Source organism: Kitasatospora sp. NPDC023385 (assembly GCF_055664045.1).
Genome location: NZ_JBVOOL010000009.1, coordinates 254,427 through 268,793 on the forward strand (window position 1 = coordinate 254,427; position 14,367 = coordinate 268,793).

Here is a 14,367-nt window from a genome sequence, read left to right on the forward strand (position 1 = left end):
CGGGTCGTTAACCCCAGCGACGCCTACCGGCCCCGCCGGAGTCCGCGCGCAATGTGACCAATTCGTCACCCTCCGAATTCAATCCCTTTCCCGCCCGGCCTGCAGAGGGCACCGACGCAGGCAAAGTCGCCGACGTACGCAAAGTCGCCGACGCACGCAAAAGCGGCGGGCCCGCGTCCGAGGACACGGGCCCGCCGCCGAAGGAGCCGTCGGTCAGCGCATCGAACCGCTGCGCAGCAGGGTGCGGATGACGCGCATCGCGACCGAGAGGCTGGACAGCTCGTAGTTGTCCGAGCCCCTTATGTCGTCGAGGGTGCTCTTGGCGCGGTTCAGCAGGGTGCCGTTGAGCTCCGCCCAGGCGGTGTAGCGCTCCTCCGGGGTGGCGCCCTCGGGGCCGCAGGCCAGGATGTCGGCGGTCAGTGCCGCGTGCGCCGCGAAGAGGTCCTCGCGGATCGCGGCCCGGGCCATCGACGACCAGCGGTCGGTGCGGGGCAGCTCGATGATGCGGTCGAGCAGGTGCGAGATCTGCAGCCGGTCGCCCAGGTCGTAGTAGAGCTCCGCGACCTCGGCGACGTCCTTGCCGGAGCGGTCGGTGACCTCGGTGATGTCCAGGGTCGGGAAGACCGAGGAGAGGCCGGCGATCCGGGTGGCCAGCCCTTCCGGCACGCCGGCCGCGGCCAGCTCGCCGTAGACCGAGTCGAACCAGACCTGGTCCTCGCCGCGCAGCGGCTTGGGCAGCGAGCCCCAGACCTGGTTGACCCGGTCGTGGAAGAACGCGATGGTGCCGGCGATGTCGAGCGGCTGGCGGCGGTTGTTGAGCATCCATCGGGTGGCGCGCTCGACCAGGCGGCGCGAGTGCAGGCGCATCTTGGTCTGCACCCGGGCCGGGACCTCGTTGTCCAGGCCCGCGATCTCGCCCCAGATCTCCTCCAGGCCGAAGACGGCCCGCGCGGCGGTGTGCGTCCGGGTGATCTCCTCGTACGTCGCGCCGGTCTCCTCCTTCAGCCGGAAGGCGAAGGTGCAGCCGCCGCGGTTGATCGAGTCGTTGACGATCAGCGTGGTGATGATCTCGCGGCGCAGCGCGTGGTTGTCGATCGCGTCGGCGAACCGGGTCCGCAGTGCGCTCGGGAAGTACTCGTGGAGCGTGGTGCGGAAGTACGGGTCGTCGGGCAGGTCGGTGGCGAGCAGCTCGTCGGCCAGGATGATCTTGGTGTAGGCGAGCAGGACCGACATCTCGGGCTGGGAGAGCCCGCGGCCGTTCTGCTGGCGCTCGCGGATCTGCCGATCGGTGGGCAGGAACTCCAGGCCCCGGTCGAGCCGGCCGGCGGCCTCGAAGCGGTTGATCATCCGGGCGTGGACGTTGACCATGCTGTGCGCCTGGGCGACGGCGTTGGCCAGCACCACGTTCTGCGCGTAGTTGTTGCGCAGCACCAGGTGGCCGACCTCGTCGGTCATCTCGGCCAGCAGGGCGTTGCGCTGCTTGACCGTCATGTCGCCCTCGGTGACGACCCGGTTGAGCAGGATCTTGATGTTGACCTCGTGGTCCGAGGTGTCCACACCGGCGGAGTTGTCGATCGCGTCGGTGTTGATCCAGCCGCCGGTGCCCTCCGGGCCGCCGGTGGCCGCGTACTCGATGCGGCCCAGCTGGGTGCAGCCGAGGTTGCCGCCCTCGCCGATGACCCGGGCCCGGACCTGCTCGCCGTTGACGCGGATGGCGTCGTTGGACTTGTCGCCGACCTCGGCGTTGGTCTCGGCGGAGGACTTGACGTAGGTGCCGATGCCGCCGTTCCAGAACAGGTCGACCGGCGCCTGCAGGACCGCCTTCATCAGGTCGGCCGGGGTCAGCTTGCTCGCCTGGACGCCGAGGGCGGCCCGGACCTGCGGGGTCAGCTGGATCGCCTTCGCCGAGCGCGGGTACACCCCGCCGCCGGCCGAGATCAGCGACTTGTCGTAGTCGTCCCAGGAGCTGCGCGGCAGGTCGAAGAGGCGGCGGCGCTCGGCGTACGAGGTGGCGGCGTCCGGGTTCGGGTCGAGGAAGATGTGGCGGTGGTCGAAGGCGGCGACCAGGCGGATGTGCTCGCTGAGCAGCATGCCGTTGCCGAAGACGTCGCCGGACATGTCGCCGATGCCGATGACGGTGAAGTCCTCGGTCTGGGTGTCGACGCCGAGCTCGCGGAAGTTGCGCTTGACCGACTCCCAGGCGCCGCGGGCGGTGATGCCCATGCCCTTGTGGTCGTAGCCGGCCGAGCCGCCGGAGGCGAACGCGTCGCCCAGCCAGAAGCCGTACGACTCCGCGACGCCGTTGGCGATGTCGGAGAAGGTCGCGGTGCCCTTGTCGGCGGCGACGACCAGGTAGGTGTCGTCCTCGTCGTGGCGGACCACGTCGGCCGGGTGCACGACCTCGCCGCCGACCAGGTTGTCGGTGATGTCCAGCAGCGCCGAGATGAAGGTCTTGTACGAGGAGATGCCCTCGGTCAGCCAGGCGTCGCGGTCCACCGACGGGTCCGGCAGCTGCTTGGCGACGAAGCCGCCCTTGGCGCCGACCGGCACGATGACGGTGTTCTTGACCATCTGCGCCTTGACCAGGCCCAGGATCTCGGTGCGGAAGTCCTCGCGCCGGTCGGACCAGCGCAGGCCGCCGCGGGCGACCTTGCCGAAGCGCAGGTGCACGCCCTCGACCTGCGGCGAGTAGACCCAGATCTCGAACGCCGGGCGCGGGGCCGGCAGGTCCGGGACGGCCTTCGGGTCGAACTTCATCGACACGTAGGAGTGCCACTCGCCGTCGCCGGCGCGCTGGAAGAAGTTGGTCCGCAGGGTGGCCTTGATGAGGTTCAGGAAGGAGCGCAGGATGCGGTCCTCGTCCAGCGAGACGACCTCGTCGAGCGCCCCGGCCAGCTCCTCCAGGATGCCCTCGGTCAGCTCCAGGGCGCCCGAACGGTGGCTCGGGCTCAGCCGGGCCTCGAACAGGTTGACCAGCAGGCGGGTGGTGTGGGTGTTGTTGCGGAGCGCGTCCTCCATGTAGTCCTGGGAGAACGTGGAGCCCGCCTGGCGCAGGTACTTTGCGTACGCGCGGAGCATCATCGCCTGGCGCCAGGTCAGCCCGGCGGTCAGCACCAGCTCGTTGAAGCCGTCGTTCTCGGCCTTGCCGGTCCAGGTGGCCGCGAAGGTGTTCTGGAAGCGCTCGCGGGCCTCGTCGGTGAGCTCGGTGGCCTCGCGCAGCTTCAGGCCGAAGTCGTACACCCACGCGGTGGTGCCGTCGGAGCGGCGCAGCGCGTACGGGTGCTCGTCCAGCACCTCGACGCCCAGGCGCTGGAGCACCGGCAGGACCTCGGTCAGCGAGATCGGGCCGCCGACCCGGTAGATCTTGAAGCGGCGGTCGTCGTCGCCGGCGCCGACGGGCTGGTACAGGTTGAGGCGGAAGTCGCCCTCGCCGTGCAGCTCCTCGATCTGCTTGATGTCGGCGACGGCGGTGCGCGGCGGGAAGTCGGCGCGGTAGCCGTCGGGGAAGGCGTTGGCGTACTTGTGGCCGAGCTCGGCGGCCTTCTCCTCGCCCAGCTCCAGGTGCAGCTGGTCGTGGAAGCCGTCCATCCAGAACCGGGCGGCCTCGGCCAGGCGGTTCTCGATCCGCTCGATGTCGGTGTCGGTGAGCTTCGGCAGCGGGGTGCCCGGGGCGACCCGGACCACGAAGTGCAGGCGGGTCAGCACCGACTCGGTGGCGTACACCGTGTAGTCGATGGTCGCGCCGTTCAGCTCTTCCTTGAGGATGTCGGTGAGCAGCAGCCGGATCCGGGTGGTGTAGCGGTCGCGCGGCAGGTAGATGAACGCCGAGAAGTAGCGCCCGTACTCGTCCTGGCGCAGGAAGAGGCGCAGCTTACGGCGCTCCTGCAGGTAGAGCACGCTGGTGGCGATGGAGAGCAGCTCGGAGGCCGCGGTCTGGAAGATCTCGTCCCGGGGGAAGGTCTCCATGATCTGCAGCAGGTCGCGGCCGTCGTGGCTCTCGCTGGAGAAGCCGGACTCGTCCAGCACCGCCCGGACCTTGCGGCGCACGACCGGGATGCGGGTGACCGACTCGGTGTAGGCGGCCGAGGAGAACAGGCCGAGGAAGCGGCGCTCGCCGATCGGCTCGCCGGCGGCGTTGAACTTCTTGACGCCGACGTAGTCCAGGTAGGCCGTTCGGTGCACGGTGGAGCGGCTGTTGGCCTTGGTCAGGACGAGCAGCTTCTTCTCGTGGGCCTTGGCGCGCACCGGCGCGGAGAGCCGGCCGAAGGCCTCGCTGACCGAGTGGTGGCGGTCGTCGTGGCTGTGCGGGTCGGCGCGCAGGATGCCCAGGCCGGTCCCGGCGACGGCCTTGAGGACCTCTTCGCCCTCGTGCTCGACGAGGTCGTACTCGCGGTAGCCGAGGAAGGTGAAGTGGTCGTCGGCGAGCCAGCGCATCAGCTCCCAGGCCTCGCCGACCTCCTGCTCGGGCAGGCCGGTCGGGGGCTGCTCGGCGAGTTCGTCGGCCAGGCGCAGCGCGCTCTCGCGCATCTTGCCCCAGTCCTCGACGACCTCGCGGACGTCGCCGAGCACGCGGCGCAGGTTGGTCTCGATGCTGCGCAGGTCGTCGCGGTCGGTCTCGCGGTCGATCTCGATGTGCATCCACGACTCGACGGTCGCGTCGGCCGGCCACTCGGTGCCGGCGGCCTGGCTGCGGGAGCAGGCGTCGACGTCCAGGATCTCCAGCAGTTTGCCGGTGATGTCACGGCGGACGAGCAGCTGGGGGTGGATCACGAGGTGGATCGCGCGGTCCTGGCGGGACAGCTCGTTGGTGACGGAGTCGACCAGGAACGGCATGTCGTCGGTGACGACCTCGACCACGGTGTGGCCGCAGGACCAGCCGTTCTCCTCGACCGAGGGGGTGTGGACCCGCACCTCGGCAGTGCCCTGGGGGCGCTTGAGGCCCAGGCGGTAGTGGGAGGCGGCCGCGCCGTAGACGTCGACCGGGTCGAGGTCGACCAGGTCCTCGGGCGCGGCGTGGAGGTAGTAGTGGTGCAGGTACGCGGTCAGAGCACCGTTGCTCAGACCTTCCCCCGGCGCCGCTCCCCCCACCTGGCTGTTCTCAGCGGCTGCGGCTGCCTTCCTGAGCAGTTCGGCCTTGGCTGCGTCCAGCTTGGTCTGCATGACTTCTTGGCTCCTGTCGCGCGCCGTTGCGTGACTCGGTGGTGTGTGGATGTACACCGACGGGTCAGCCGCAATCCTGCCGCACCATCCGACTGAAAGGGGCTCATGGCACGCATGAAACGTCCTCCCAGTGGGTAGGACGACTCGTTCGTCCTGCAAGCCACCCGACGACGCCTGCCAGCGTAACCGGATCAATCGAAGGTGGACAGCGACAGGTAGGCGCAAACCTGCAGGATGTCGGGTCCGTCCTGGACAGCATGTCCAAACCGGAGCCTCATCTTCACCCTCAGCCCATGTGCGGGTACCGGTGGTGGGTCGAGGGGACGAAGGACTCCTTGATCGACCGGGCCGAGGTCCAGCGCAGGAGGTTCTGCGCCGCGCCGGCCTTGTCGTTGGTGCCGGACGCCCGGCCGCCGCCGAAGGGCTGCTGGCCGACGACGGCGCCGGTCGGCTTGTCGTTGATGTAGAAGTTCCCGGCGGCGAAGCGCAGCTCCTCGACGGCCTGGGCGATGGCGTAACGATCCTGCGCGATCACCGAGCCGGTCAGGCCGTACGGGGCGCCGCGGTCGACCCGGTCGAGCACGTCGTCCCAGCGCGAGTCCTCGTACACGTGGACGGCGAGGATCGGGCCGAAGTACTCGGTGTGGAAGATCTCGCCCCGGTGGTCGGAGGAGACCAGGACGGTCGGTCGGACGAACCAGCCGATCGCGTCGTCGTACTGGCCGCCGGCCGCCAGCTCCACCGTCGGGTCGGCCTTGGCGCGCTCGATGGCGTCCCGGTTCTTCTCGAACGCCCGCCGGTCGATCAGGGCGCCCATGAAGTTGGACAGGTCGGTCACGTCCCCCACCGCGAGCGCGTCCACCTCGGCCAGGAAGTCGTCCTTGATCCGCTGCCAGAGGCTGCGCGGCAGGTAGGCGCGGGAGAGCGCGGAACACTTCTGGCCCTGGTACTCGAAGGCGCCGCGGATCAGCGCGGTCCGGAGGATCTCCGGGTCGGCGGAGCGGTGGGCCAGCAGGAAGTCCTTGCCACCGGTCTCGCCGACGATCCTCGGGTAGCTCCGGTAGCCGCCGATGTTGGCGCCGATGGTCTGCCACAGCGACTGGAAGGTGGCGGTGGAGCCGGTGAAGTGCAGCCCGGCGAGCGCCGGGTCGGCCAGCGCCACCGGGGAGACCTGCAGTCCGTCGCCGGTCACCAGGTTGATCACACCGGGCGGCAGGCCGGCCGCCTCCAGCAGCCGCATCAGGTGGTGGGCGGCCAGGGTCTGGGTCGGCGCGGGCTTCCAGACCACGGTGTTGCCCATCAGTGCGGGCGCGGTGGGCAGGTTGCCGGCGATCGCGGTGAAGTTGAACGGGGTGACCGCGTAGACGAAGCCCTCCAGCGGACGGTGGTCCGTACGGTTCCACACGCCCGGCGAGGACAGCGGCTGGTCGGCCAGGATCCGCCGGGCGAAGTGGACGTTGAACCGCCAGAAGTCGATCAGCTCGCAGGCGGAGTCGATCTCGGCCTGCTGCGCGGTCTTCGACTGGCCGAGCATGGTCGCCGCGTTGAGCGTCTCCCGCCAGGGTCCGGCCAGCAGGTCGGCGGCGCGCAGGAACACCGCCGCGCGGTCGTCGAATGACAGCGAGCGCCACTGCCGGCCGGCGTCCAGCGCCGCGTCCACCGCCGCGCGGGCGTCCTCCCGGGTGGCGTTGCCCAGCACGCCCAGCTTGGCTGCGTGGTGGTGCGGCTGGACGACGTCGGTCCGCTCGCCGCCGCCGAAGCGCTGCTCGCCGCCGATGGTCATCGGCAGCGGGACCGGCTCCGCCGCCAACTCGTCCAGCCGCCGGACCAGCCGGTCCCGCTCCGGGCTGCCGGGCGCGTACGCGTGCACCGGCTCGTTGACCGGGGTCGGCACCTCGGTGACTGCGTCGATGGGCATGGCGGCTCCGTCCTGCTGGCTGCTGGGCTGTCCCCACAGCTGACCAGCGCTGCTGGCTGCTGGGCTGTCGCTCCAGCCTGACCAGCCCCGGCCCGATCCGCCCGCTCAGACACGCGGACGGCGGACGTGGCGCCCGCCACTGCCGCCGCCCCGGGCCCCGCCCGGCCCGAAGCGCTCAGCCGGTGATGCGGCCCGCCAGCTCGACCGCCTCGGCCAGGGTGTCCACCACCGGCACGCCGACCGGCTCCAGCTTCTCCCGGGTGTGCGAGCCGCCGGTGTACAGCACCGCGTGCGCGCCCACGCTCAGCGCCGCCAGGGCGTCGTCCGCGGCGTCCCCGATGAGCACCGTACGGGCCGGGTCGACCTGCTCGCCGAGCGCGGCCAGGTGCCGGACCAAGTGCTCCGCCTTCTGCCCGCCCGCCGGGCCGCGGCGGCCGTCCACCCGGAGGAAGTCGCCGGCCAGGCCGAAGGTGTCGAACAGTGGCACCAGCTGCTCGTGCGCGTACAGGGACAGCAGCGACTGGCTGTGCCCGGCCGCCCGCCAGCCCGCGACCAGCTCGCGGGCGCCGTCGGTCAGCCCGCAGGACGGGCTGAGCTCGCGGTAGCGGTCGTGGAAGGCGTCGTCCAGCTTCAGCCACTCCTCCGGGGAGGGCTCGCGGCCGAGCAGCCGCTGGTAGAACCGCGGGATCGGAATCTCGTACTGCTCCCGGTACTCCCGCAGGCTCATCGGCCCGACGCCGATGGTCGCGAAGGCGGCGTTGCTCGCCCCGAGCACCGCGTCCATGTCGTGGAAGAGAGTGCCGTTCCAATCCCAAACGATGTGAGTGCGCACGAGGCACAACGGTAACGCCGGGCACCGACACGCCGGTAGGGCGGAGCTCACGCGCCCGCCGCCCGGGCGGCCCGCCCGCCGCAGCCGCTCAGGCCAGCAGGGAGGGGATCTCCTGGGTCGCGAACCAGAGCAGGTCGTGGTCCTCGGCGCCGTCCACGGTGAACTGGGCGTCCTGGTCGCCGGTGTCGGCCGCGGCCACCGCCGCCACCGCCGCCGCGACGTCGGTGACCACCTCGTCGTCGGCCACGTCCGCGTGCACGGCGGCCGCCTTGGCCAGCCGCACCGGGCCGGCCAGCACCACCCGGCCGAGCGAGGCCTGGTCCTGGTACTCGTCGCCGGGGAAGGGCCGTACACCGGCGTCGGCCACGTCCAGCGCCACCACGACCCGGCGGCGTGGGGCGTCCGGGTCGGCGGCCAGCAGCCGCAGGGAGGACTGCGCGGCCCGGTTCAGCGCCGCGTACTCCAGTTCCTCGATGTCGTCGCTGAGGTACCACTCGCGCAGCGCGGGCGTCACGGCGTACGCCGCGGACTCCTCCAGGGTGCCGCCCTCGTGGGCCGCCGCCAGACCGGTCAGGGTGGTGGGCACGTACACGCGCATCGGTGGCACTCTCCGGTTCGGTCCAGCGGGGTTCCAGCGGCACAGATTTTCCAGCGCCCCAAGAATAAGCTCCGCCGGGCTGCCTCGATCACCGCCGGTCCGGCTTCCCGGCCGTTCACCGGGCGGCCCGCAGCGCCTCCCGGCCGGTCTGCAGGGCGCTCTCCAGGACGGCGCCGCGGCGGGCCGGGTCCATCATGTTCGGGCCCATCACCGCGAGGTCCGCCAGGGTGGGCGCGAGCAGCCGCACCCGGACGCCCTCGGCCCGCAGCAGCGCGGCCTCGCGCAGCAGCTGGCGGGTGACGGCGCGGCGGTAGCGGCTGACCAGCTGCGCCAGCACGCCGCGCGGGCGGTCCCGATCGCGCCACTCGCGCAGGGCGGCCAGGGTGTCGCGCCCGCGCCCGGCCGGGCCGGACCCCTCGGGGCGGTCGGATCCCTCGGGGCGGTCTGCGCGGTCGGCCCGGTCGGCTCGCGGCCCCAGCCGCAGGGCCATCGGGGCGAGCACGTACACCTCGTCCAGGCCGCGGCCGAGCATCAGGTCGGCGTTGGTGGCCGACCAGCAGCCGCCGTCCACGTACGCCGAGCCGTCCAGGCGCACGGGCGCGAACCAGCCGGGGATCGCGCAGGAGGCCATCACGGCGTCCGCGACCGCGACCGCCGGGGCGTCCGGATCGCCGAAGACCACCCGCCGGCCGCTGCGGTAGTCCACGGCGGCCACCCTCAGCGGCGAGCCCGCCGCCGAGGCCCTCGCCGGGTCGCCGCCCGCGCCCGCGTCCGCGTCCGCGTCCGGGTCCGGCCAGCCGCCCTCCCCGAGCAGGCCGCGCACCAGCTCGCCGACCGGCGCCAGCGAGCCCCGGCCGTGCGGCGCCATCGCCGAGACCATGGTCAGCAGCGGGTAGTCGCGCGGGTGCCGGACGGCGTCGCGCAGCAGGGCGGGCGAGCCGATGCCGGCCCGCGGCCGGAGCGGCAGCCCGCCGCCGACCGCGGTGTCGTAGTCGAAGGCCACCCCCGCCAGCGGGCCGTCGGTGATCGGCAGGCCGCGCTGGTGGTCGCGCAACTCCTCCGGGCGGACGCCGCCGGCCAGCATCGCGGCGAGGATCGCGCCCGCCGAGGTGCCGAGCAGGACGTCGGCGCCGCCCGGCCGCTGCCCGGTGGCCTCCTCGACGGCGCACAGCGCGCCGACCGTCCAGGCCGCGCCGAGCATCCCGCCGCCGCCCAGCACCAGGCCGCGCCGGGGTGCGCCCCCGGCGGGCGGGGCGGTGCCCTCGGCCGCGGGGACCGGAACCGCTGCTGCTACCCGTGTCGTCATGCCGACCGCCCGTCGTCGTGGGGGCGGCTGTTCCGCTCCCCGCGGTTCCCGGTCAGGCTCCGATGGTGCGCGCGGATCCGGTACGGCGCAATGCGGGTGGCCGGGCACCGACCACCCGGTCCGCCCAGCCGGAGCGTCCCCTTTCGGACCGTACGGCCCGCCCCCGCACGTCAACCGGGCGCCCTACGACCGCCGCGCGGATCCGCCGCCACACTGGCCGCCTCACCCGGATAGGTGAAATCGCGGTCCGGCCCCGACCGCGCCGTAAAGACCTTGCCGCCGCCCGCCGGGCGCCACCAGCCTGGACCCGTCCGTACCCGCACCACCCAGCCGAGGAGCCACCGTGACCGCCCGCCGCACCGTCCATCCCACCGCCCGCCCGCACTGCCGCCCGCCCACCCCGGGCGCCGGCGCCTGCGACCCGGCCGGGCGCCGGCCGCGCCACCCCCGCGCCGCCTGCGCCGGAGCCCCCGGCCCCGACCCCCGCGGTCACGACCCCCGCGCCCACGACCCCCGGGCGCTGGCCTCCCGGTTCGCCCACCAGCTGGTCGAGGTGCTCACCGGCGCGCGGCCCTCCGGCCAGCTGATGCGGCACACCAGCCTGGACGGCTACGGGCAGCTGGCGTCGCTGGTCCGGGCCGGCGCGCTGCGCCGCGGCGGCGTCGCCGACCGGCCCCGGCTCGGCCCGGTGCACGACCGCTCGCCCTCGCCCGACGCGGTGGAGGCCTGCGTACGGGTCGACCTCGGCCGGCGGCACCACATGGTGGCCTTCCGGCTGGAGCAGCGCGGCCCGGCCGGGCAGTGGCAGTGCACCGCCGTGGAGGCCCGGTGAACGCGGGGGCCCGCGCGGGGGCCCGGGGAACGGCGCAGGGCGCCGCCCCGGTCCGGGTACGGCGCCCTGCGCGGCGTCCTGCGGCGTGCTCAGGCCTTGCGGCGGCGGCCCTTGGCCGACTTGGCGGCCTTGCGGCGCTCGGCCCGGGTCATCCCGTCGCCCTCGTCCTCCGGCGCGAGGTCCTCGAAGTCGCCCTCGATGACACCGCCGCCGATCTCGTCCGAGGGGGCCGTGTAGTGCAGCCGCTGCGGCTTCGGGGCCTCCAGGCCCTTGGCCTTGATCTCCGGGCGGGCGGCGTCCTTCTCCAGCTTGTCGAGCACCACCTGGGCGTCCTCGACCGGGACCTCCTCGACCTGCTGCTCGACCTGGACCTCCAGGTTGAACAGGTAGCCGACGGACTCCTCCTTGATGCCCTCCATCATCGCGGTGAACATGTCGAAGCCCTCGCGCTGGTACTCGATCAGCGGGTCGCGCTGCGCCATGGCCCGCAGGCCGATGCCCTCCTGGAGGTAGTCCATCTCGTAGAGGTGCTCGCGCCAGCGGCGGTCCAGCACCGACAGCACGACCCGGCGCTCCAGCTCGCGCATGATCTCCGCGCCGAGCTGGTCCTCGCGGGCGCCGTACTGCGCCTGGACGTCCTCCTGGAGGACCTTGATCAGGAACTCGGGGGTCAGCGCGGCCCGGCCGCCGGCCTCCTCCTCCAGCTCCTCCAGGTCCAGGGTGAGCGGGTAGAGCTGCTTGAGCGCGGTCCAGAGCTTGTCCAGGTCCCAGTCGTCCTCGAAGCCCTCGCCGGTGGCCGCCCTGACGTAGGCCTCGACGGTGTCGTCCATGAAGTGGCCGACCTGCTCCTGCAGGTCCTCGCCCTCCAGCACGCGGCGGCGCTCGCCGTAGATGACCTCGCGCTGGCGGTTGAGCACCTCGTCGTACTTCAGGACGTTCTTGCGGATCTCGAAGTTCTGCTGCTCGACCTGGGTCTGCGCGGAGGCGATCGCGCGGGTGACCATCTTGGACTCGATCGGCACGTCCTCGGGCACGTTGGCCATCGAGAGCACGCGCTCGACCATGCCGGCCTTGAACAGGCGCATCAGGTCGTCGCCCAGCGACAGGTAGAAGCGGGACTCGCCCGGGTCGCCCTGACGGCCGGAGCGGCCGCGCAGCTGGTTGTCGATCCGGCGGGACTCGTGCCGCTCGGTGCCGAGGACGTAGAGGCCGCCGGCCTCCTTGACCTCGTCCTGCTCGGCCTTGACGGACGCCTTGGCCTTCTCCAGCGCGGCCGGGAAGGCGGCCTCGTACTCCTCCGGGGTGTCCGTCGGGGTCAGCCCGCGCTGCGCCAGCTCGGCGGCGGCCAGGTGGTCGGCGTTGCCGCCCAGCATGATGTCGGTGCCGCGGCCGGCCATGTTGGTGGCGACGGTGACGGCGCCCTTGCGGCCGGCCTGCGCGACGATCTGCGCCTCGCGCTCGTGGTGCTTGGCGTTCAGCACCTCGTGCGGGATGCCGCGCTTGCGGAGCTCCTGGGAGAGGTACTCGGACTTCTCGACCGACACGGTGCCGACCAGCACCGGCTGGCCCAGCTCGTGCTTCTTGGCGATGTCCTCGACCACGGCGGCGAACTTGGCCGGCTCCGACTTGTAGATCAGGTCGGGCTGGTCGATGCGCAGCGGGTCCTTGTTGGTCGGGATCGGGACGACGCCGAGCTTGTAGATCTGGTGGAACTCGGCGGCCTCGGTGGTGCCGGTACCCGTCATGCCCGCGAGCTTGCCGTACAGGCGGAAGAAGTTCTGCAGGGTGATGGTGGCCAGCGTCTGGTTCTCGTTCTGGACCTCCACCCCCTCCTTCGCCTCGATCGCCTGGTGCATGCCCTCGTTGTAGCGGCGGCCGGCCAGGATGCGGCCGGTGTGCTCGTCGACGATCATGACCTCGCCGTTCATGACGACGTAGTCCTTGTCCGCCTTGTACAGCTCCTTCGCCTTGATGGCGTTGTTCAGGAAGCCGACGAGCGGGGTGTTCACCGACTCGTAGAGGTTGTCGATGCCGAGGTAGTCCTCGACCCGGGCGACGCCCTCCTCCAGGATGCCGACGGTGCGCTTCTTCTCGTCGACCTCGTAGTCGCGGTCGATCTTCAGGCGCTGCACCAGCTTGGCGAAGTCGGCGTACCACTTGGTCGCCTGGTCGGCCGGGCCGGAGATGATCAGCGGCGTGCGGGCCTCGTCGATGAGGATCGAGTCGACCTCGTCGACGACCGCGAAGTTGTGGCCGCGCTGGACGAGTTCGTCCTTCGACCAGGCCATGTTGTCGCGCAGGTAGTCGAAGCCGAACTCGTTGTTGGTGCCGTACGTGATGTCCATCGCGTACTGGCGCTTGCGCTCGGCGGGCGTCATGCTGCCGAGGATCACGCCGACTTCGAGGCCGAGGAAGCGGTGCACCCGGCCCATCCACTCCGAGTCGCGCTCGGCGAGGTAGTCGTTGACGGTGATCAGGTGGACGCCCTTGCCGGTCAGCGCGTTCAGGTACGTCGGCAGGGTGCCGACGAGGGTCTTGCCCTCACCGGTGCGCATCTCGGCGACGTACCCGAGGTGCAGGGCCGCGCCGCCCATGATCTGGACGTCGTAGTGCCGCTGGCCGAGCACGCGCTTGGCCGCCTCGCGGACGGTGGCGAACGCCTCGGGGAGGATGTCGTCCAGGGTCTCGCCGTCCGAGAGCCGCTGCTTGTACTCGTCGGTCAGTGCGCGCAGCTCGGCGTCGGTGAGGTTGACGAAGTCCTCTTCGATGGAGTTGACCTGGGCAGCAATCCGCTGCAGCTTGCGAAGGATCTTGCCCTCGCCTGCGCGCAGGATCTTGTCGAAGACGGACACTTGAGCGGGCTCCTTGCCTGTATTGGCACTGGACGACTGCACGACGGGTTCACCCCACCGCACGGGCCATCGTATGCGAGGAGTCCAATGCCCCGGGAGGTGCGTCAGCACCGTATTCCCGTGTCACCCGCGCGAGCACATGGCCCGATAGCGCCGTCCACCGGGACAAAACGGTCGACGGGTCGAGGAGTTGGCCCCTTATTCGGATGCCCGTCTTCCGCGTCCCGCGGAATAATCCGCGCATGGCAGAGTCTCGCACCGAATCCGTCGCGCTCACCACCGACCGCCTGGTCCTGCGCGCCCCGCGGGAGTCCGACATCGACGCCGTGTTCGCCGCCTGCCAGGACGCGGAGATCCAGCGCTGGACGGTCGTGCCCTCGCCGTACCGGCGGGAGGACGCGGAGTTCTTCGTCCGGGACTTCGCCACCGACGGCTGGCGCACCGGCGCGAACCGGATCTGGTGCGTGTTCGAGCGCCGGTCCGGCGCCCTGGTCGGCTCCCAGGCGCTCGTCCGGCGTCCGCACGACCCCGGCTGCGCCGCGGTCGGCTGGTGGGCGGCGAAGGAGTTCCGCGGCCGCGGCTACACCGTGGAGGCCGCCCGTGCCGTCGCCCGCTACGGCCTGCGCGAACTCGGCCTGCGCCGCCTGGAGTGGCACGCCTACGTCGGCAACGACGGCTCCCGGGCCGTCGCCGAGAAGGTCGGCTACCGCTTCGAGGGCACCCTGCGCTCGTTCACCGAGCAGCGCGGCGTCTTCCACGACGTCTGGGTCGCCTCGCTGCTGGCCTCCGACCCGGCCTGAGCACCGCCGGGCCCGGCCTCACCGCCGCCGGGCCCGGCCCGGGGCCGCTGTCGGTGCCCCGGGCTACGC

The 14,367-nt window shown here is 71.9% G+C and carries 8 protein-coding genes; 2 read left to right on the plus strand and 6 right to left on the minus strand.

Going from position 1 to position 14,367, the window contains the following annotated elements:
- Positions 1–213 precede the first annotated feature (213 nt).
- The 5 genes from AC0B61_RS17265 to AC0B61_RS17285 form a co-directional block, all read right to left on the minus strand.
- Positions 214–5,160 (minus strand): NAD-glutamate dehydrogenase, encoded by a 4,947-nt coding sequence (locus AC0B61_RS17265; protein WP_471741501.1) that lies wholly within the window; start codon positions 5,158–5,160, stop codon positions 214–216.
- 286 nt (positions 5,161–5,446) lie between these two features.
- Positions 5,447–7,072 (minus strand): L-glutamate gamma-semialdehyde dehydrogenase, encoded by a 1,626-nt coding sequence (gene pruA, locus AC0B61_RS17270; RefSeq protein ID WP_471741529.1) that lies wholly within the window; start codon positions 7,070–7,072, stop codon positions 5,447–5,449.
- Positions 7,073–7,253: 181 nt separating this feature from the next.
- Positions 7,254–7,910 (minus strand): HAD family hydrolase, encoded by a 657-nt coding sequence (locus AC0B61_RS17275; protein WP_471741502.1) that lies wholly within the window; start codon positions 7,908–7,910, stop codon positions 7,254–7,256.
- 88 nt (positions 7,911–7,998) lie between these two features.
- On the minus strand, positions 7,999–8,508 hold the full coding sequence (locus AC0B61_RS17280) for a DUF6912 family protein (protein ID WP_471741503.1): 510 nt from the start codon (positions 8,506–8,508) through the stop codon (positions 7,999–8,001).
- Positions 8,509–8,623: 115 nt separating this feature from the next.
- On the minus strand, positions 8,624–9,814 hold the full coding sequence (locus AC0B61_RS17285) for a patatin-like phospholipase family protein (protein ID WP_471741504.1): 1,191 nt from the start codon (positions 9,812–9,814) through the stop codon (positions 8,624–8,626).
- Positions 9,815–10,157: 343 nt separating this feature from the next.
- Between AC0B61_RS17285 and AC0B61_RS17290 the strand changes: the two genes are divergently transcribed.
- A complete protein-coding gene (locus tag AC0B61_RS17290; protein ID WP_471741505.1) occupies positions 10,158–10,646 on the plus strand; it encodes an Rv3235 family protein in 489 nt (162 codons plus the stop codon).
- An 89-nt stretch (positions 10,647–10,735) separates the two neighbouring features.
- On the opposite strand, the gene secA is transcribed toward AC0B61_RS17290, so the two are convergent.
- Positions 10,736–13,498: a preprotein translocase subunit SecA gene (gene secA, locus AC0B61_RS17295; RefSeq protein WP_471741506.1), complete on the minus strand. Its 2,763-nt coding sequence runs from the start codon at positions 13,496–13,498 to the stop codon at positions 10,736–10,738.
- Between the two features lie 242 nt (positions 13,499–13,740).
- Between secA and AC0B61_RS17300 the strand changes: the two genes are divergently transcribed.
- Positions 13,741–14,298 carry a GNAT family N-acetyltransferase gene (locus AC0B61_RS17300; protein ID WP_471741507.1) on the plus strand — a complete coding sequence of 186 codons (558 nt, stop codon included), beginning with the start codon at positions 13,741–13,743 and terminating at the stop codon, positions 14,296–14,298.
- Positions 14,299–14,367: the final 69 nt, after the last annotated feature.

Coding starts and splice junctions, on each gene's coding strand:
- AC0B61_RS17265 (WP_471741501.1), bottom strand. CDS start 5,160: ATGCAGACCAAGCTGGACGCAGCCAAGGCCGAACTGCTCAGGAAGGCA.
- AC0B61_RS17280 (WP_471741503.1), bottom strand. CDS start 8,508: ATGCGCGTGTACGTGCCCACCACCCTGACCGGTCTGGCGGCGGCCCAC.
- AC0B61_RS17285 (WP_471741504.1), bottom strand. CDS start 9,814: ATGACGACACGGGTAGCAGCAGCGGTTCCGGTCCCCGCGGCCGAGGGC.
- AC0B61_RS17300 (WP_471741507.1), top strand. CDS start 13,741: ATGGCAGAGTCTCGCACCGAATCCGTCGCGCTCACCACCGACCGCCTG.